Source organism: Pseudomonas sp. 910_21, assembly GCF_052850735.1.
Genome location: NZ_VXCY01000001.1, coordinates 220,453 through 240,283 on the forward strand (window position 1 = coordinate 220,453; position 19,831 = coordinate 240,283).

15 protein-coding genes are annotated in these 19,831 nt (G+C 62.6%); 4 read left to right on the forward strand and 11 right to left on the reverse strand.

Going from position 1 to position 19,831, the window contains the following annotated elements; all coding sequences use genetic code 11:
- Positions 1–3: 3 nt before the first annotated feature.
- The 3 genes from FW796_RS00985 to aceK form a co-directional block, all read right to left on the reverse strand.
- Positions 4–1,125 (reverse strand): beta-ketoacyl-ACP synthase III, encoded by a 1,122-nt coding sequence (locus FW796_RS00985; RefSeq protein WP_346634840.1) that lies wholly within the window; start codon positions 1,123–1,125, stop codon positions 4–6.
- Between the two features lie 261 nt (positions 1,126–1,386).
- Positions 1,387–5,298, reverse strand: a complete 3,912-nt coding sequence (gene hrpA / locus FW796_RS00990) for an ATP-dependent RNA helicase HrpA (RefSeq protein ID WP_446438908.1) — start codon at positions 5,296–5,298, stop codon at positions 1,387–1,389.
- 132 nt (positions 5,299–5,430) lie between these two features.
- Positions 5,431–7,152 carry a bifunctional isocitrate dehydrogenase kinase/phosphatase gene (gene aceK, locus FW796_RS00995; RefSeq protein ID WP_346634842.1) on the reverse strand — a complete coding sequence of 574 codons (1,722 nt, stop codon included), beginning with the start codon at positions 7,150–7,152 and terminating at the stop codon, positions 5,431–5,433.
- 249 nt (positions 7,153–7,401) lie between these two features.
- Between aceK and FW796_RS01000 the strand changes: the two genes are divergently transcribed.
- Entirely contained in the window at positions 7,402–8,295 is an 894-nt protein-coding gene (locus FW796_RS01000) for a DMT family transporter (protein ID WP_346634843.1), read from the forward strand.
- A 49-nt stretch (positions 8,296–8,344) separates the two neighbouring features.
- On the opposite strand, the gene FW796_RS01005 is transcribed toward FW796_RS01000, so the two are convergent.
- The 4 genes from FW796_RS01005 to cysK form a co-directional block, all read right to left on the reverse strand.
- Entirely contained in the window at positions 8,345–8,722 is a 378-nt protein-coding gene (locus FW796_RS01005; protein ID WP_346634844.1) for a type 1 fimbrial protein, read from the reverse strand.
- Between the two features lie 341 nt (positions 8,723–9,063).
- On the reverse strand, positions 9,064–9,927 hold the full coding sequence (locus FW796_RS01010) for a DMT family transporter (RefSeq protein ID WP_346634845.1): 864 nt from the start codon (positions 9,925–9,927) through the stop codon (positions 9,064–9,066).
- Positions 9,928–10,278: 351 nt separating this feature from the next.
- Positions 10,279–11,217: an aspartyl/asparaginyl beta-hydroxylase domain-containing protein gene (locus FW796_RS01015; RefSeq protein ID WP_346634846.1), complete on the reverse strand. Its 939-nt coding sequence runs from the start codon at positions 11,215–11,217 to the stop codon at positions 10,279–10,281.
- Positions 11,218–11,442: 225 nt separating this feature from the next.
- Entirely contained in the window at positions 11,443–12,417 is a 975-nt protein-coding gene (gene cysK, locus FW796_RS01020) for a cysteine synthase A (protein ID WP_221809074.1), read from the reverse strand.
- A gap of 127 nt (positions 12,418–12,544) precedes the next feature.
- Between cysK and FW796_RS01025 the strand changes: the two genes are divergently transcribed.
- The 3 genes from FW796_RS01025 (at position 12,545) to FW796_RS01035 (ending at position 15,953) form a co-directional block, all read left to right on the forward strand.
- Positions 12,545–13,621 (forward strand): DUF748 domain-containing protein, encoded by a 1,077-nt coding sequence (locus tag FW796_RS01025; RefSeq protein ID WP_346634847.1) that lies wholly within the window; start codon positions 12,545–12,547, stop codon positions 13,619–13,621.
- Between the two features lie 143 nt (positions 13,622–13,764).
- Complete coding sequence (locus tag FW796_RS01030; RefSeq protein WP_346634848.1) at positions 13,765–14,610, forward strand: AAA family ATPase; 846 nt, start codon at positions 13,765–13,767, stop codon at positions 14,608–14,610.
- 164 nt (positions 14,611–14,774) lie between these two features.
- Positions 14,775–15,953: a vWA domain-containing protein gene (locus FW796_RS01035; RefSeq protein WP_123726433.1), complete on the forward strand. Its 1,179-nt coding sequence runs from the start codon at positions 14,775–14,777 to the stop codon at positions 15,951–15,953.
- 72 nt (positions 15,954–16,025) lie between these two features.
- On the opposite strand, the gene FW796_RS01040 is transcribed toward FW796_RS01035, so the two are convergent.
- The 4 genes from FW796_RS01040 to FW796_RS01055 all read right to left on the reverse strand — a co-directional run bounded on the left by FW796_RS01040 (position 16,026) and on the right by FW796_RS01055 (position 19,748).
- The gene (locus FW796_RS01040; protein WP_346634849.1) at positions 16,026–16,943 is read right to left on the reverse strand and encodes a 5-oxoprolinase subunit C family protein; all 918 of its coding nucleotides are present in this window, start codon (positions 16,941–16,943) and stop codon (positions 16,026–16,028) included.
- Entirely contained in the window at positions 16,940–17,644 is a 705-nt protein-coding gene (gene pxpB, locus FW796_RS01045) for a 5-oxoprolinase subunit PxpB (protein WP_446438909.1), read from the reverse strand. The genes FW796_RS01040 and pxpB overlap by 4 nt, the downstream gene beginning before the upstream one ends.
- Positions 17,641–18,393, reverse strand: coding sequence for a 5-oxoprolinase subunit PxpA (locus FW796_RS01050; RefSeq protein WP_346634851.1), 753 nt, complete (start codon positions 18,391–18,393; stop codon positions 17,641–17,643). The genes pxpB and FW796_RS01050 overlap by 4 nt, the downstream gene beginning before the upstream one ends.
- 71 nt (positions 18,394–18,464) lie before the next feature.
- On the reverse strand, positions 18,465–19,748 hold the full coding sequence (locus tag FW796_RS01055; RefSeq protein WP_446438910.1) for an MFS transporter: 1,284 nt from the start codon (positions 19,746–19,748) through the stop codon (positions 18,465–18,467).
- Between the last annotated feature and the right edge of the window lie 83 nt (positions 19,749–19,831).

The following is a 19,831-nucleotide window of genomic DNA, read 5'->3' on the forward strand; positions in this document are numbered from 1 at the left end:
AGATCAACGCTTGCGCAGCAGTACGCTACCGATGGAATAACCCGCACCGAAGGAACTGAGCACGGCCAGGGAGCCGCTGGCCAGATCATCCTGGTACTTGTGGAAGGCAATCACCGAGCCCGCCGAACTGGTGTTGGCGTAAGTATCGAGAATCACCGGCGCCTCTTCCACCGTGGCTTCGCGGCCCAGGAGTTTCTTGACGATCAGGTGGTTCATGCTGAGGTTGGCCTGGTGCAGCCAGAAGCGCTTCACGTCGCCAACATTGAGCTGGTTTTCTTCCAGGTGGGCCGCGATCAGTTCGGCGACCATCGGGCATACGTCACGGAATACCTTGCGGCCTTCCTGGACGAACAGCTTGTCCCGGGCACCCACGCCCTCTTCCGCCGCGCGGTTGAGGAAACCGAAGTTGTTGCGGATGTTGTTGGAGAACTGGGTCAGCAGCTTGGTGCTGACGATCTCGAACTGGTGCTTGGAGGTAGCCAGGTCAGCCCGCTCGACGATCACCGCGGTGGCGGCGTCGCCGAAGATGAAGTGGCTGTCGCGGTCACGGAAGTTCAGGTGCCCGGTGCAGACTTCCGGGTTGACCATCAGGATCGCCCGGGCCTGACCCAGTTGCACACTGTTGCAGGCGGCCTGAATGCCGAAGGTCGCCGAAGAACAGGCCACGTTCATGTCAAAACCGAAGCCCTGGATGCCCAAGGCAGCCTGGACTTCAATGGCGATGGCCGGATAGGCACGCTGCAGGTTGGAACAGGCAACGATTACCCCGTCGATGTCGGCGGCGGTCTTGCCGGCTCGTTGCAGGGCCTGTTCGGCGGCGGCGACCGCCATCTGGCAGAGCACCGACCACTCGTCGTTGGAGCGTTCCGGCAGGCGCGGGGCCATGCGTTGCGGGTCGAGAATGCCGTCCTTGTCCATGACGAAGCGGCTTTTGATCCCCGAGGCTTTTTCGATGAAAGCGGCGTTGGATTCCGTCAGGGCCTGCACTTCACCGCGCTCGATGGCGGCAGCGTTGTCGCTATTGAACTGGTGGACGTAGGCATTGAAAGACTCCACCAGCTCTTCGTTGGAAATGCTGTTGGCCGGGGTAAACAGGCCGGTGCCGCTGATGACGACGTTATGCACGGTCGTTCCTCTAGTGTGATGAGGCAAAAGGTCTTGGCACCGTCGTGCCAAACCGTAAAGGGACGGCCCCCGGCGGGGAGCAGTCCCTGGCATCGCTTTATTCCGATCCGCCCGGGCTGCCTGTGGTGCAGATAACCGGGGCCGGCATTTATGACGGCGGAGTTTGCCATAACCTCCGATATTTCGCCGCAACTGCAAGATCGGCGGGACCGCCCTCCCTACCGGGGCGTCCTGCGGCAGCTCCTACGAGGGGGCATTGGGTCAGACGTCTACCTGGCTCCATTGCTTGCTCAGGCGCTTGTCGGAAATCGGCACCTTGGTCCCCAGTTGCTGGGCAAACAGGGACACCCGGTATTCCTCCAGCCACCAGCGATACAGTTCCAGTTGCGGGTCGCGCTTGCCTTCCTGGGCATGCTTCTGGGCCCGGGTCTGGTACTGGCTCCAGAGGCCGGCCAGTTCGCTGCTCCAGACTCGATCCTTCTGCACCTGACTGCCGAGCTTCTCGAAGCGCAGCTCCACCGCCTTGAGGTAGCGCGGCACTTCCTTGAGCCACAAGGCCGGGGTTTCCCGTACGAAGCCGGGGTACACCAGATGCGCCAGCTGGGACTTGATGTCGTTGAGGGCCACGGCCTGGGCCAGGTCGATCTTGCCCTTGAAGCGTTTTTGCAGACCGTGCCAGAGCTTGAGGATCTCCAGGGTCAGGCGCGCCAGGCGCTCGGCATGCTCGGTCCAGGCGCCGCGCTTGCGCTCGGCCAGGGACGCCAGGCCCGCGCCATCCCGAGGCAGCGTGGCTTCGCCGTCGAGGATGCAGCTGTCGAGGCTGGCCAGGAGGATGTCTTCCACCAGCGCATCGATCCGGCCCAGCTCGCGGTACAGCAGGCCCAGCTCGGTGAGCCCCGGCAGCTTGCCGCGCAGGAACTTGGCCGGCTCCGCCAGTTGTTGCAAGAGCAGGCGCTGCAAGGCCCGGCGGTGCTGGAACTCAGCCTCGGCGGCGGTGGAGAAGCGCCCTTCCTTGACGGTCCCGGCCTCCTCGACCAGCGCCGGATACACCGTCATCGACAGCCCGGCGATCTTCTGCTGGGTCTTTTCTGCGACCGCGGCGAACACCTTGGCTTCCACCGGCTGCTGGCCCTTGGCGGTCTGCGGCACCGCCAGGGCAGCCTGGCTGGCTTCGGCGAACCGCGCCGTCAGCTCGGCCAGGTCCCGGCCTTCGCCGAGGAACTTGCCCTGGGCATCAACGATTTCCAGGTTCATCCGCAGGTGGCTTTCCACCTGTTGCTCAGCTTCGCTCCAAGCCTCGTCGCTGACTCGGGCACCAGTCATGCGCAGCAGTTCGCGGCCCAGGGCCTGGGGCAGCGAGCCCTCGGCGAAGACCATGCGCTGCAGGGCCGCCTTGACGAAGTCCGGCACCGGCACGAAGTTCTTGCGCAGGGCCTTGGGCAGGTTGCGCACCAGGGCGATGCACTTGGCCTCGATCAGCCCCGGCACCAGCCACTCCAGGCGTTCGGCGGGCAGCGCCGGCAGCAAGGGCGCCGGCACCCGCAGGGTCACGCCGTCCCGGGGGTGGTTGGGCTCGAAGTGATAACTCAGGGCCAGCTCCAGGTCGCCGATATGCAGGGTGTCCGGATACTGCTTGGCGGTGACTTCACTGGCCTCGCGGGCCAGCACGTCTTCCTCGCGCATGATCAGCAGTTGCGGGTTCTTCTGGCTGTGGACCCGGTACCAGCTGTCGAAGGTCGCGGTCTGGTGAATCTCCGCCGGCAAGCGCTCGTCGTAGAAGGCGAACAGGGTTTCCTCGTCCGCGAGGATGTCCCGGCGCCGGGCCTTGGCTTCGAGAGCGTCGAGCTGTTCCAGCAACTGGGTGTTGGCGCTCAGGCACTTGGCCTTGGACTGGATCTCGCCGCGCACCAGGGCTTCGCGGATAAACAACTCGCGGGACACCACCGGGTCCACCGGACCGTAATGCACCGGCCGGCGACCGACCACGATCAGCCCGAACAGGGTGATCTGCTCGTAGGCCACCACCTGGCCACGCTTCTTCTCCCAATGGGGCTCGAAGTGGTTCTTCTTCACCAGATGGCCGGCCAGGGGCTCGATCCAGTCCGGCTCGATCTTGGCCACCATGCGCGCATAGAGCTTGGTGGTTTCCACCAGCTCGGCGGTCATCAGCCATTGCGGGCGTTTCTTGCCCAGGCCCGAGGACGGGTGAATCCAGAAGCGCCGCTGACGGGCGCCGAGGTAGTCGCCGTCTTCGGTCTTCTGGCCGATCTGGCTCAGCAAACCCACCAGCACCGCCTTGTGCAGTTTCGGGTAGTCCGCCGGTTCCTTGTTCAGGCTCAGTTGCAGGTCACGACAGATCAGGCTCAGTTGCCGGTGCGAGTCGCGCCACTCCCGCAGGCGCAGGTAATTCAGGAAGTTCTTGCGGCACCAGTTGCGCAGCGGGCTGGCGGTCAGGGCCTGGCGTTGCTCTTCAAAGCCGCGCCACAGATTGACCAGCCCGGCGAAGTCCGAGTCCACGTCCTTCCACTGTGCGTGAGCCTGGTCGGCGGCTTGCTGGCGCTCCGGCGGACGCTCGCGGGGGTCCTGGATCGACATCGCACTGGCAACGATCAGCACTTCCTGGAGGCTGCCGAGCTTGGCCGCTTCCAGCAGCATGCGGCCCATGCGCGGGTCCACCGGCAGGCGCGCCAGCTGCCGGCCCAGCGGCGTCAACTGGCTGTTGCGGTCCACTGCCGAGAGCTCTTGCAACAGGTTGAAACCGTCGCTGATGGCCTTGCCATCCGGCGGTTCGATAAACGGAAACGCGGTGATTTCACCCAAGCGCAGATGCAGCATCTGCAGGATCACCGCCGCCAGGTTGGTGCGCAGGATCTCCGGATCGGTGAACTCCGGCCGACCGAGGAAATCCTCCTCGCTGTACAGGCGCACGCAGATCCCCGGCTCGACCCGGCCGCAACGGCCTTTACGCTGGTTGGCACTGGCCTGGGACACCGCCTCGATGGGCAGGCGCTGGACCTTGGCCCGGTAGCTGTAGCGACTGATGCGTGCAGTACCGCTGTCGATCACATAACGAATGCCCGGCACGGTCAGCGAGGTTTCGGCAACGTTGGTCGCCAGCACCACCCGGCGACCGGGGTGAGACTGGAAGATCCGCTGCTGCTCCGCCGGCGACAGGCGCGCGTACAGCGGCAGGATCTCGGTGTGCTTGAGCTGGGCCTTGCGCAGCATTTCCGCGGCATCGCGAATTTCCCGCTCCCCCGGCAGGAACACCAGCACGTCTCCAGGGCTGCGACGTTCGCTGCGCTCATAGGCAGCGATCTCATCCAGGGTGGCAAGGATCGCCTGATCCACGGTCAGGTCGTCCTCGACCCGGTTGCCCTCCTCGTCCTGCTCCAGGGTCAGGGGGCGATACCAGGTGTCCACCGGGAAGGTGCGGCCGGAGACTTCGACGATGGGGGCATCATCGAAATGCTTGGAGAAGCGCTCCAGGTCGATGGTGGCCGAGGTGATGATGACCTTGAGATCCGGGCGCCGTGGCAACAGGGTCTTGAGGTAGCCGAGGAGGAAGTCGATGTTCAGACTGCGCTCGTGGGCCTCGTCGACGATGATGGTGTCGTAGCGTTCCAGGTAGCGGTCGTTCTGGGTTTCCGCCAGCAGGATGCCGTCGGTCATCAGCTTGATCAGGGTGCTGGAATCGCTCTGGTCCTCGAAGCGCACCTGATAGCCCACCAGCGAACCCAGGGGCGTGGCCAGTTCTTCGGCGACCCGGCTGGCGACGCTGCGGGCGGCAATCCGCCGGGGCTGGGTATGGCCGATCAGCCCCTGCTGGCCACGGCCGATTTCCAGGCAGATCTTCGGCAACTGAGTGGTTTTGCCCGAGCCGGTCTCACCGGCAATGATCAGCACCTGATGCTTGAGCAGCGCCTCCTTGATCTCGTCGCGCTTGGCGGCAATCGGCAGGCTGTCGTCATAGCGAATCGGCGGCACGCTGTCGCGCCGCGCCGTCACCAGGTTGCAGGACGCCTGCATCCGCTCCAGCCATTGGGCGAGCTTGGCCTCGTCGGGCTTCTTGCGCAGTTCGAGCAGCTGCCGGCGCAACCGGTGGCGGTCGGCGAGCATGGCTTGATCGAGGTTTTTCAACAGTTGGTCGATTGCAGGCGATTCGGAAGTCATCAGGTACGCAAAATGTCGTCTATTTAGGCAGGCCGCGATTGTCGCAGAAAAGTCCAGGCAATACGTAGGAGCCGGCTTGCCGACGAAAGGGCCGGTGAGGACGCCTTCGCCGGTGAGCCGGCTCCTACACGTCTATTCGTCTTCCAGGCCTTTGCGCCGGTAAGGGAAGACATCGATGATCTTGCCGGCGCGGATGGCGTCCTGCAGGCCCTTCCAGTAGTCGGCGTTGTACAGCTCGCCGTGCAGTTGGTCGAACAGCTTGCGCTGGCTGGCATCGGCGAACAGGAACGGCGGGAACTCCTCGGGGAACACGTCGTGGGGGCCGATAGAATACCAGGGCTCGGAAGCCATCTCGTCTTCCGGCGTACGTGGCGCCGGAATGTGACGGAAGTTGGCTTCGGTGAGGTAGCAGATCTCGTCGTAGTCGTAGAACACCACCCGACCGTGACGGGTCACGCCGAAGTTTTTCAGCAGCATGTCGCCGGGGAAGATGTTGGCGGCCGCCAGTTGCTTGATCGCCAGGCCGTAATCCTCCAGGGCCTCGCGTACCTGATCCGGGTTGGCGTGCTCCAGGTAGAGGTTGAGCGGGGTCATGCGGCGCTCGGTCCAGCAGTGGCGGATCAGCACCGTCTGCTCTTCCACGGCCACAGTGGACGGCGCCACTTCCAGCAGTTCCTCAAGGCAGGCCGGGTCGAACTTGCTCAGGGGAAAACGGAAGTCGGCAAACTCCTGGGTATCGGCCATGCGCCCGACCCGGTCGACGCTTTTCACCAGGCGATATTTTTCGATCACCGTGGCCCGGTCGACGTTCTTCGACGGCGAGAAACGGTCCTTGATGATCTTGAACACGGTGTTGAAGCCCGGCAGGGTGAACACGCTCATGACCATCCCGCGCACACCGGGGGCCATGATGAAGCGGTCGTCGGTGTTGGCCAGGTGGTTGATCAGCGCCCGGTAGAACTCCGACTTGCCGTGCTTGTAGAACCCGATGGAGGTGTACAGCTCGGCGATGTGCTTGCCCGGCAGGATGCGCTTGAGGAAGCCGATGAACTCCGCCGGCACCGGCACATCCACCATGAAATACGAGCGGGTGAAGGAGAAGATGATCGAGACATCGGCTTCGTCGGTGATCAGTGCATCGATCTGGATGCCCCGGCCTTCACGATGCAGCAGCGGGATCACCAGCGGCCACTGTTCTTCGTGGGTGAAGATGCGCCCCACCAGGTAGGCGCCCTTGTTGCGATAAAGCACCGAGGAAAACAGCTCCAGGGTCAACTCCGGGTCCTTGCACACCCAGTCCGGCAGGTTCTCCCGCAGTTGCGCCTCCAGGCGCCGCAGGTCGCCCGGCAGGTCGGCATAGCCCTCGCTGAAGCGGTAGTCGGCGAATACCTGTTCGAGCATGTTGGCCAGTTCGCCCGCTGGCTTGTAGCTGCGTGTCTGCGCGGCCCGGGCCCGGCGCAGGCTGGGCCGGGTGGTGTGAATGAACATGCAGCCGTCGCTGATCAGGTCATGGCTGAACAGCCCGCAAAAGATCGAGTTGTACCAGGTCTCGGACAGCTCATCGTCGAAGCGCAGGTCGATCAGGCTGATGTAGGCGCTTTTCACCAGTGGCCACTGGCTGACATCCATCAGCGAATCGTCACTGAAGGCCTGGTGCAGCCGGGCTACGGTCTCCCCGACCTTTTCCTCATAGAGGTTGATCCGCGCCGCCGAGGCCTTTTGCGCTTCCTGCCACTGCGCCTGCTCGAAGCGTTGCCGGGCACCATCGGTAATCTGGCGAAAGTGCTCGCGGTAGTCGTCGAAGCCATCGAGGATCATTCGAGCGATATCGGCGGCTGGCCATGGCTGCGGCATAAGTAGACCTCTGCGGGAATTTACGATGCCAGAGCTTAGCCAGTGAAACGGCTTGAGGAGAAGCGTATTTTTGTGATCAAGCGTACGCCGGAAAATGACCCGGCAGTCGCCCTGCTCCCCAAGCTTGGGTGGCGGATCATTGATCGCAACAAACGGAGTGTCGGGCTTCGTCGCCCTGTGCGCCAATAAGGTTTGCCATGCCCGCCAGTGCTGGGCAAGATCCCCGCCTTCAAACCGAAGGATCCTTCCGTGAGACTTGTCGATCTCCTGCGTCTGTTGTCGCTGGCCGCCATCTGGGGCGCGAGCTTTTTATTCATGCGCATCATCGCCCCGGTGCTGGGCAGCGTACCCACGGCGTTCTTCCGGGTGTCGATTGCCGCTGCCGGCTTGCTGGTGATGCTGGCACTGATGCGGATCGATTGGGATTTTCGCGGCAAGTTCAAGACCGTACTGCTGCTCGGGGTGATCAACTCGGGGATTCCGGCAACGATGTACTCAGTGGCGGCCCTGGTGCTGCCGGCGGGCTATTCGGCGATCTTCAATGCCACCACGCCGTTGATGGGGGTGTTGATCGGCGGCTTGTTTTTTCACGAGCGCCTGAGCTTGAGCAAGATGGCCGGGGTCTGCCTGGGCTTGTTCGGCGTGGGCGTTCTCACCCGCGCCGGCCCCGTGGCCTTCGACCATGAACTGCTGCTGGGCGCCCTGTCCTGCCTGATGGCCACCACCTGCTACGGCTTCGCCGGCTTCCTTGCGCGGCGCTGGCTGGATCAGGCCGGCGGCCTGGACAGTCGCCTCTCGGCACTGGGCAGCATGCTCGGTGCCACCCTGCTGCTGTTGCCCCTGTTCGTCTACAACGCCATCAGCCAGCCGCCGGCCAGTTGGGGTGGCTGGAGCGTGTGGCTGTCGCTGCTGGGCTTGGGCCTGGGCTGCACGGCGTTTGCCTATGTGCTGTATTTCCGTCTGCTCAGCGCCATCGGACCGGTGCGGTCAATGACCGTGACCTTCATGATTCCGCCGTTCGGCGTGTTATGGGGGGCCATGCTGCTGGATGAGCCATTGTCCATGGCTCATCTGTATGGCGGCGCGCTGATTGCCGCCGCCCTGTGGCTGGTGCTGCGGCCGGCGGTGAAAACGCCGGTTTGAAGCCGGTGTCTCGACCTGGATGAACCCGGCATGAACACCGCCAGAGGTCTTATGGAACGTTCAGGGTAATCAGGTAAGTGCCGGAGGTTACGGCCTTCCCGGCCTGGTCGACAAAGGCATAGTGCTGGTCGTAATAGCGTCCCTGGGAACCGCTGTCGGTCAGGAGCTTGAGCTTGACGGCGGAATGATCCAGAGCGCTGACGCTGGCCACTGCTCCCACACGTGCTACGTCGATCGCGGCGCCGCGGGAGCCTTGAGGACACTGGCGCAGGCTAAGCCCGGTACTGGCGGCGCTGGAGGTGCAATTGCTCTCAACGATACTGCCGGTAAAACGGATGATCCCCTGTGCGATTGGAGCAGCAGCAAAGCAGCTGCTCGATAGTCCCAAAAGCAAGCCGAAAGCGGTGGAAGCGAACGCTGCGTTCATACTGACTCTCCTTTGTATAAGGAATATGTCGTCAGTCTAGGTACCGGCTTTAATTTTTAAGGTTTATCTGATGGACTAATTTGGAATACACCAAAGAAAGTCCAAACATCTGGTTATCAAAAGAACCTTGAAAGCTCGTTCAGCACACTTCGAATCACCTTCAAGGGATTGAAAACGAGCTTTTTTTCACCGGTCAGAGACCTTCATCAACATAATGGCACATGGCCAGCAGTTGGCGCTATGGTTGTTTGCTCATGCTGCCGATGAATCCAGTCACCGACCGGGCATTGCACCCGGCCGGCGTAGTCGGCAGTCGTCGGGGAGACAACTGCCTGGGTGGATCAAGCGCTCTTACGGAACACAAATACCAGCCCGACAATGATCAGTCCCATGCCGATCAGACTCAGCAATGCCAGACGGTTGCCGAAAAAGACATAGTCCATCAGCGCCGTCACCGCCGGCACCAGATAGAACAGACTGGTGACATTCACCAGATTGCCCTGGGCGATCAGCCGATACAGCAGCAGCGTGGCCAGCACCGACACCACCAGCCCCATCCACAGCACGGAAACCAGCAGTCCGGCGCTGTACTCGAAGTGAAACGGCTGGAACGGCACGAACAAGGAACACAGCAACAGCCCCGCCAAGTACTGCACTGGCAGTGTGCCCAGAGGGTTGTCGGTGATGCGTTTCTGCATGATCGAGCCAGCGGTCATGCTCACCAGCGCCAGCAGGCCGCAGAGCATCCCGGAGATGGAGATCCCCGCCAGACCGATGCCCTGGTAGACCACCATGATCAACCCCGCCAGCCCCAGGCTCAGGCCGAACAGGCGACGCCAGGAACGCTGGCGCTCCATCAGCACCACGGTGAGGATCGGCTGCACCCCCATGATGGTGGCCATGACGCCGGGCGTGACCTTCAGGTCCAGGGCCAGGATGTAGAAGATCTGATAAGCCCCCAGCAGCACCAGGCCTGTAGCCACGGCAAATCCCATGGCCCGACGCCCCCGGGGCAGGTGGAGCTTGAGCAGGGGCATCAGCAGCACCAGGCCCATCAGGGCGATGATGAAGCGCAGCAGCAGGAAGGCAAAGGGCGAAGCCTGGGTGAGGCCCCATTTGGAGAAGATGGCGCCACTGCTCCAGAGCAGGACGAACAGGCTCGTGGAAGCCGCCGCAAGCGCGGACTTTTTGGAAATGAGCAACATGAAAACCACCTGTAATCAGGCAAGAAGCCAATTCAGCCAAGGCTGAAGTTCAGTAGTGTTTGGTTCAGGCGGGCACAGGGAACAGCAGCGATTGCTGATCAGCCCGAAAAGCCAACGCCCGGCGGTGATACGACTGCGTACACCGGCGTGCTACTGACAGGTGGGGGGTACTGACCGATCTGCACAGGCTGCTGATTCCCACACGGCACGACGCCAGCGTTGACCGCTGAAAGCACTACCGCGTTGAGGGGGGAAAAGGCCATGTGCTGATCTTTCTTGAAGGGAAAAACCATGAGTCGGCTGACTCATCGAGCGCCGAATATAACCAGCGCCCGATATTCATTGCAAGATTTATCCGAACAGCCACTTCCACAAGACCACCAGCACCACCACCGCCAGCACCGGGCGCAGGATGCGGTAGAGCTTGGGATTGCGACGCTTCCACTGCTTGACCACACCACTGAAGCTGTCGCTGAAACGCTTGCTCCAGGCATAGGCCTGGTTGATCCCACCGACGCGCTCGTCGTCGAGGTTCTGCGGCGCAGTAGCACGACCCAACTGGGCGCTGACCCAGCGATTGATACGGGTCATCAGGCGGCTGCTCAGCGGACGCTCGATGTCGCAGAACAGGATGACCCGGGTGACGTCGGTTTCGTTCTTTACCCAGTGCACGTAGGTCTCGTCGAACATCACGTCTTCACCGTCACGCCAGGCGTATTCCTCACCATCGACAAAGATCCGGCACGCGTCGGAGTTGGGGGTCGACAGCCCCAGGTGATAACGCAGGGAGCCGGCAAAGGGGTCGCGGTGCGGGTTCAGGTGGCTGCCACCGGGCAGCAGGGCGAACATCGCGCCCTTGACGTTGGGAATGGCGCTCACCAGCTCCACGGTCTTCGGGCACAGGGCCTCGGCCGAGGGCAGTGGCTTGTCGTACCACTTGAGGTAGAAACGCTTCCAGCCCTTCTTGAAGAACGAGCCGAAGCCGGCGTCGTTGTTCTTCTCGGCAGCGCGGATGTAACCCTCGTCGAACAGGTGCATGGCCTCTTCGCGGATCACTTCCCAGTTGTCCCGCAGGATATCCAGCTCGGGGAACTTGCTGCGGTCCAGGTAGGGCTTGGAAGGCACCCCGGAGAACAGGTACATCAATGCGTTATAAGGGGCGAACAGCGCCGAATGGTTGACGAACTGGCGCAGTACCGGCAGACGCGCCTTGCCGCGCAGGTGCACGTAGAGAATGCTGCCGACGAACAGCGACAACACCGCGACCTTGGCGGTAAAGGAAAAGCTCATGCAACGACTCCTAGGAAATAGGTACCTGTAGGGGAATGTTCACCCGACCTGGCAGCCGGCAATGATAAACACTCCTGGGCCCTGGAAAAACCCGCACAACCCAACATTCAGCGTTAACGGTTATGCAACAAAGGCGTTAAGTAGCATAAGCAGCCAGGCCCTGGCCTGATATGGGTCAGCATTCGCCGGCAAGCCGGCTCCTACGGGCGAATGCCTGACCCGCGCTTACTGTTGGTTTTCCTGCTCGGTGAACAGATCGCTGAAGAGCATGCTCGACAGGTAGCGTTCCCCGGAATCGGGCAGGATCACCACGATGGTCTTGCCCTGCATTTCCGGGGTTTCCGCCAGGCGCACCGCCACCGCCATTGCCGCTCCGCAGGAGATGCCGCAGAGGATGCCCTCTTCCTGCATCAACCGCAGGGCCATGGCCTTGGATTCCTCATCGGTCACCAACTCGACCCGGTCGACCATTTCCAGGTCCAGGTTCTTCGGCACGAAACCGGCGCCGATACCCTGGATCTTGTGGGGGCTGGGCTTGATTTCTTCACCGGCCAGTTTCTGGCTGATCACCGGCGAAGTGGCCGGCTCCACCGCCACCGAGAGAATCGGCTTGCCCTGAGTCTTCTTGATGTAGCGCGACACGCCGCTGATGGTGCCACCTGTACCGACCCCGGCCACCAGCACGTCCACGGCGCCGTCGGTGTCGTTCCAGATTTCAGGACCGGTGGTTTTCTCGTGGATCGCCGGGTTGGCCGGGTTATCGAACTGCTGTGGCATGAAGTACTTGGACGGATCGCTGGCGAGAATTTCCGCGGCCTTTTCAATCGCCCCTTTCATGCCCTTGGCCGGCTCGGTGAGCACCAGTTCGGCGCCCAGGGCCTTGAGCACCTTGCGCCGCTCGATGCTCATGGACGCCGGCATGGTCAGCATCAGTTTGTAGCCACGGGCGGCCGCGACGAAGGCCAGGCCAATCCCGGTATTGCCCGAGGTGGGCTCGACGATGGTCATGCCCGGCTTGAGCTTGCCGCTGCTTTCCGCGTCCCAGATCATGTTGGCGCCGATCCGGCATTTCACCGAGTAGCCCGGGTTACGCCCTTCGATCTTGGCCAGGATGGTCACGCCACGAGGGGCGATGCGGTTGATCTGCACCAAGGGCGTGTTGCCGATGGAATGGGCGTTGTCAGCAAAAATTCGGCTCATGGCTGGGTCCTTATGCAGCAGTGAAGAAGTCCTCAAGGGTATGCCTGGTGCCCTTGAGCGTCCAGTCGCGCCGAACGACTGCGGCCCCAGGCAGTCAATGCCTTTATACGGCTGGAGACTGCTGATCATGAAACGTCGTTACCGTTGGCCCCTATGGACCCTGGCCGGCCTGCTGGTCCTGCTGCTGGCCCTGCACTTCACCCTGCCCTATCTGGTGCGCGACTACCTGAATGACAAACTGGCGGACATGGGCGACTACCGTGGCCAGATCAGCGATATCGACCTGGCCCTGTGGCGCGGCGCCTACCGCATCAACGGGCTGGAGATCGTCAAGGTCAGCGGCAAGGTGCCGGTGCCCTTCGTCAAGGCGCCGCTGATCGACTTGGCGGTGAGCTGGCATTCCCTGTGGTACGACCACGCCGTGGTGGCCAAGGTACAGTTCGTCCAGCCGGAGCTGAACTTCGTCGATGGCGGCGCGGACAAGCAAGCCTCGCAGACCGGTGAAGGCACCGACTGGCGGGCCCAGTTGGGCAAGCTGTTGCCCATCACCCTCGACGAGGTGCGGATCAGCGACGGCAAGATCCACTTTCGCAACTTCAGTTCCACCCCCCCGGTGAACATCGGCGCCACCCAGGTCAATGCCAGTTTCTACAACCTGACCAACGTGGTGGATACCCAGGGCAAGCGCGATGCGCGCTTCGACGGCAAGGCCCTGCTGCAAGGCCAGGCTCCCATGGAAAGCACCGCCACCTTCGATCCCCTGAGCAATTTCGAGGACTTCGAATTCCGTCTGCGGGCCCGGGATATCGAACTCAAGCGCTTCAACGACTTCGCCTCGGCCTACGGCAAGTTCGACTTCAATGCCGGCCACGGCGACGTGGTGATCGAAGCCCAGGCCGAGAAGGGCCAACTGCACGGCTATATCAAGCCGTTGCTGCGGGACGTGGAAATCTTCAATTGGCAGCAGGATGTGCAGAACCGCAACAAGGGGATATTGCGCTCGGTATGGGAAGCCCTGGTGGGAGCCGGGGAAAACCTGCTGAAGAACCAGCGCAAGAACCAGTTCGCCACCCGGGTCGAACTCAGCGGCAGCGTGCACCAGCAAGATATCAGCGCATTCCAGGCGTTTTTGCAGATTTTGCGCAACGGGTTCATCCAGGCCTTCAATGCCCGTTACGAACAACCCAAGCCCTCGACTGACTGAGTCACCCCGTGACGCTCCATTCAGAGACTGAATGGGGCGTCCACGTTCACAGTCGACCGGGCAGCGCGTTATAGTCGCGCCATCACTCCCCATTCAATCGACCTGCCCCGGGCAGCTCGCCGTCACCGTTCGAGGAATTGCAGATGAAGTTCGAAGGCACCCGTGCATACGTCGCCACCGATGACCTGAAGCTGGCAGTCAATGCCGCCATCACCCTGGAGCGGCCGTTGCTGGTCAAGGGCGAACCCGGCACCGGCAAGACCATGCTCGCCGAGCAACTGGCCGAATCCTTTGGCGCCAAGCTGATCACCTGGCACATCAAGTCCACCACCAAGGCCCACCAGGGCCTCTACGAGTACGACGCGGTCAGCCGCCTGCGCGACTCCCAGCTGGGGGTGGACAAGGTCCACGACATCCGCAACTACCTGAAAAAAGGCAAGCTCTGGGAAGCCTTCGAGTCCGAGGAGCGGGTGATCCTGCTGATCGACGAAATCGACAAGGCGGACATCGAATTCCCCAACGACCTGCTGCAGGAACTCGACAAGATGGAGTTCTACGTCTACGAAATCGACGAGACCATCAAGGCCAAGCAGCGGCCGATCATCATCATTACCTCCAACAACGAGAAAGAGCTGCCGGACGCCTTCCTGCGTCGCTGCTTCTTCCACTACATCGCCTTCCCCGACCGCACCACCCTGCAGAAAATCGTCGACGTGCACTACCCCGACATCAAGAAAGACCTGGTCAGCGAAGCCCTGGACGTGTTCTTCGACGTGCGCAAAGTGCCGGGCCTGAAGAAGAAGCCCTCGACCTCGGAACTGGTGGACTGGCTCAAGCTGTTGATGGCCGACAACATCGGCGAAGCGGTGCTGCGCGAGCGTGATCCGACCAAGGCCATCCCGCCCCTGGCCGGCGCCCTGGTGAAAAACGAGCAGGATGTACAACTGTTGGAGCGCCTGGCATTCATGAGCCGTCGCGGAAATCGCTAGGCTCTGCCCAGAAGCGGCCTGCGCGTCGATCATGCTGCGTTAAAAACAGGTTCGGAATGCTCATTTAGCAGGCTAAACTCCGCTTCCTCTCCTGTTTTTGCCTTGCCTGATCGCCGCTCGGCGAGCTTCTGAACAGACCCAAAGATTATTAGAGAGCGATAGACATGCTGCTCAACCTGTTCAATGAAATGCGCGCGGCCAAGGTGCCGGTGTCGGTGCGCGAGCTGCTGGACCTGATCAACGCGCTCAAGCAGCGCGTGACCTTCGCCGACATGGACGAGTTCTACTACCTCGCCCGGGCGATCCTGGTGAAGGATGAACGCCATTTCGACAAGTTCGACCGGGCCTTCGGTGCCTACTTCAACGGCCTGGAAAAACTCGATGACCACCTGCAGGCGCTGATCCCCGAGGATTGGCTGCGCAAGGAGTTCGAGCGTTCCCTGAGCGATGAAGAACGGGCGCAGATCCAGTCCCTGGGCGGGCTGGACAAGCTCATCGAAGAGTTCAAGAAACGCCTGGAAGAACAGAAGGAACGCCACGCCGGCGGCAACAAGTGGATCGGCACCGGCGGCACCAGCCCCTTCGGCTCCGGCGGTTTCAACCCGGAAGGCATCCGCGTCGGCGACGCCGGCAAGCGCCAGGGCAAGGCGGTGAAAGTCTGGGACCAGCGCGAATACAAGAACCTCGACGACTCGGTGGAGCTGGGCACCCGCAACATCAAGGTGGCCCTGCGCCGGCTGCGCAAGTTCGCGCGCCAGGGGGCGGCGGAGGAGCTGGACATCGACGGCACCATCGACCACACCGCCCGCGATGCCGGGCTGCTGAACATCCAGATGCGCCCGGAGCGACGCAATAGCATCAAGCTGCTGTTGCTGTTCGACATCGGCGGTTCCATGGATGCCCACGTGAAGATCTGCGAGGAATTGTTCTCGGCCTGCAAGACCGAGTTCAAGCACCTGGAGTACTACTACTTCCACAACTTCATCTATGAATCGGTGTGGAAGAACAACATGCGCCGCGGCTCCGAGCGCACCTCGACCCAGGACCTGCTGCACAAGTACGGCGCCGACTACAAAGTGATCTTCGTCGGTGACGCCGCCATGGCGCCCTACGAAATCACCCAGGCCGGCGGCAGCGTCGAGCACTGGAACGAAGAAGCCGGCTACGTGTGGATGCAGCGCTTCATGGAAAAGTACAAGAAGCTCATCTGGATCAATCCCTACCCGAAAGACACCTGGGGCTACACCGCTTCGACCAACATCGTCCGCGATCTGATCGAGGACCAGATGTACCCGCTAACCTTGCGCGGCCTGGAAGAAGGCATGCGCTTCCTGTCCAAATAAACCCGTTCGCCAGCCAGCTGGCTCCTACACAACCCTGTAGGAGCCGGCTTGCCGGCGAAGCTCTTCAGCCCCTCACCCGAACCGGCGCAGGAACGCCACCTGCTGCCGATGCGCCGTCTCTTGCACCACCGGCGTCAAACGCAGCTCACTGCCCGGCAAACACTGCGCCAGGCGCGCCAGTGACAGCGGCGTCAACGCCCCTAATCGCGGATAGCCGCCAATGGTCTGCCGATCATTGAGCAGGACGATTGGCTGGCCGTCCGGCGGCACCTGGATCGCCCCCAGGGGAATGCCCTCGGAAATCATTGGCCGGCCCTGATACTGCAAGGTCGGCCCCAGCAAGCGAGCTCCCATGCGATCCGCCCGGCTGTCCAGGGTCCAGGTGCTGTTGAAGGCGTCGAACAGGCTCAACCCGCTGAACTGGCCGATCTGCGCACCCAGGATCACCTCCAGCGGTGCAGCGGATTGCCAATCCGGCAACTGCGCAGCCGACAGACTCCTGAGCGCACCACCGGTTCCCGAATAGCTCAGCACTCCCCCCTCACTCAGCGCCCGACCGTAACCATCAAGCCCACCGAGAGCCTCGCGCAGCACACTGGCGCAACTGCCCAACACCTTGGGCGCATCGAAACCGCCAGGGGCCGCCAGATAGGCCCGAGCCCCAAAGAACGGCTGGGTGAATCGCAGGCGCTGGCCTTTTTGCAGGATGAAACTGCGCCCCGGGGTCAAAGGCCGCTCATCGACATAGGCCCCAAGATCGGCCCCGGCCAGGGCCAGCAGGCAATAGTCCTCGGCCAGCAGGGTGAAACCGCCCAGGGTGATTTCCACCACGGGTGCATCCAGGGCGTTGCCCAGCAGCCAGTTGGCCCAGGACATGGACACCCAGTCCAACGCCCCGCCCTGGGTCACCCCCAGGTGGCGCACGCCAAAGCGTCCGCCATCCTGCAGCAGGCACAAAGGCGTGCTGGCCTCGATCGACAGGCGGCTCATGCCGGCACCTCCAGCGGCGTGTCATCGCCCCCCAGGCGGATGAACTCGGCATGCTCCACCGGGGTAAAACGCACCCGATCCCCAGGTTGCATCAGGCTGTAGCCCTCGCGCTCGCGATCGAACAGTCGACTCGGGGTGCGACCAATCAGGTTCCAGCCCCCCGGCGACACCACCGGATAAGCCGCCGTCTGGCGCTCGGCAATGCCGACGCTACCCGCTGCCACACGCTTGCGCGGGGTGTTCAGCCTGGGCGCCGCCAACCGCTCCTCCACCAGCCCCATAAAAGCGAACCCGGGAGCGAAGCCCAGGGCAAACACCTGGTACTCACGCTGGCTGTGACGCTGGATCACTTCGGCCACCGACAGCCCGCTGCGCCGGGACAGCAGCGCCAGTTCAGGCCCTACACTGGGGTCGTACCACACCGGCAATACATGCTCGCGCCCAGCCTGAGCGCTACCGGGCGCCAGATCGGTCAAGGCCAGCTCGATCCACGCGCGGGCCTCGGACGGGCTCAAGGCCTGTAGGTCGTAATGCACCATCAGCGTGGTGTAGGACGGCACCAGATCGATCAGTTGTTCACCGAAAGCCTGGCGCAGGCCCTCGGCGGCGGCCAGCATCCAGGGCATGTTGTCCTCGGCGATCACCTCGAACAGCCGCACCATCAGGCAGTCGATGGCGACTACTTCAACCTGTGGCTTCATAGGCCGGACTGCTGGTTCAGGGCTTCGCGAATGCGCTGCACCGCCGCCACCGAACTGGCGTTGTCGCCATGCACGCACAGGGTGTTGGCGTGCAGCAGCAAGGCGCTGCCGTCACTGGCGGTCAAGGTTTCGCCCCGGGCAATGGTCAGGGCCTGCTGGAGAATCGTTTGCGCGTCATGGTGCACCGCCCCCGGCAACTGCCGCGACAGCAGATGCCCGGCGTTGTCGTAGGCACGGTCGGCAAAGGCCTCGAACCACAGGGTCACACCGTATTCATCGCCCAAGGCCTGGGCCGCGCTGTTGTCGCGAGTGGCCATGAGCATCAATGGCAGCTGCGGGTCGTAGGCCGCCACCGCCTGGATCACCGCCCGCAACTGGGCGGGCTTGGCCATCATGTCGTTGTACATCGCGCCGTGGGGTTTGACGTACTCGACCCGGCCGCCCTGGGCCCGGCAGATGCCGTCCAGCGCACCGATCTGATAGTGCAGCAGGTCCTGGATTTCCTGGGGCGAGTAGCTCATGGAGCGGCGGCCAAAGCCTGCCAGGTCCTGATACGCCGGGTGGGCGCCAATGCGCACGCCGTTGGCCAGGGCCAGGGCCACGGTCTTGCGCATGATGCCCGGGTCGCCGGCATGGAAGCCGCAGGCAATGTTGGCGCAGTCGATAAAAGGCATCACCTCGGCATCCAGCCCCAGGGTCCAGTTGCCAAAGCTTTCGCCGATGTCGCAATTCAATAACAAGCGGCTCACGGTCAGTGCTCCTGTGGTTCTTATAAGGTTCGGTTGCGGGGCGGTCGCGCAATGCTCCCGCAGATTATCAGTTAGCGGGCCTCGAGTTCCTTGCCACGAGTTTCCGGCAGGCTCAGGGCCGCCAGCACCACTACGCCGTAGGACACCGCGGCAAAGGTGCCAATGGCTACGCTCAGCGGCACATGCTGGCTCAACAGGCCGATCAGCAGTGGGAACAGCGCCGCCAGCGCCCGGCCGCTGTTGTAGCAGAAACCCTGGCCGGAACCGCGGATGCGCGTGGGGAACAGTTCCGTCAGGAACGCCCCCATGCCGCTGAAAATGCCCGAAGCGAAAAAGCCCAGGGGAAAGCCCAGCCAGAGCATCACTGCGTTGCTCACCGGCAACTGGGTGTAGAGCAGGACAATGGTGAAAGAACCGGCGGCGAACAGCACGAAGTTCTTCTTGCGGCCGAGAATATCCGTCAGGTAGGCGCTGATCACATACCCCACGTAGGAGCCGGCGATCACCATGGCCAGGTAGCCGCCGGTACTGAGCACGCTCAAGCCGCGCTCGGTCTTGAGGAAGGTCGGCAGCCAGAATGTGATGGCGTAGTAGCCGCCCTGGGCCCCTGCCGCCAGCAAGGAGGCGCGCAAGGTGGTGCTGAGAATCCCCGGGGCGAAGATCTCGTAGAACCGCGCCGGGTTGCTTGGCACTTCACGCGCCTTGGTTTCCCGGTAGACCTCGGGGTCCTTGACCAGGCGACGGACAAAGATCACGAAAATCGCCGGCAGGATGCCCAGCAGAAACAGCCCGCGCCAGGCATCTTCCGGCGGCAAGAGGGAGAACAGCAGCGCATACAGCAGCGCCGTCAGCCCCCAGCCCAGGGCCCAGCCGGATTGCACCATGCCCACCGCCTTGCCACAGTTCTTGGCGCGGATCACTTCGCCGATCAGCACCGCTCCGGCAGTCCACTCGCCGCCGAAGCCGAACCCCATCAAGGTGCGGGCGATCAGCAACTGTTCGTAGTTCTGCGCAAGACCGCAAAGAAAGGTGAAGACGGCGAACCACAGCACTGTGAGTTGCAGGGTGCGTACCCGGCCGATGCGGTCGGAAAGAATTCCGGCGATCCAGCCGCCCAGGGCGGAGGCCAGCAAGGTGCTGGTATGGATCAGGCCGGCTTCGGCGGAAGTGATGCCCCACAGCGCGATCAGGGTCGGGATCACGAAGCTGAGCATCTGGGTGTCCATGCCATCCAGGCCATAACCTATCTTGCAACTCCAGAATGTCCGGCGTTCCTGCTGGTTGATGTCCCGGTACCAGTCAAACGGGCCGGCGCGGCGCGAAGCCTTGGCGGCCAGTGTTTCGGGCGCACTCATGGCGATCTCCAGGGTAGTGTTGTTGGTATTGTTCTGGGCCCCGACGACGCATATCGTGGGTTGGGCCATTCTTCGGTTCAGGC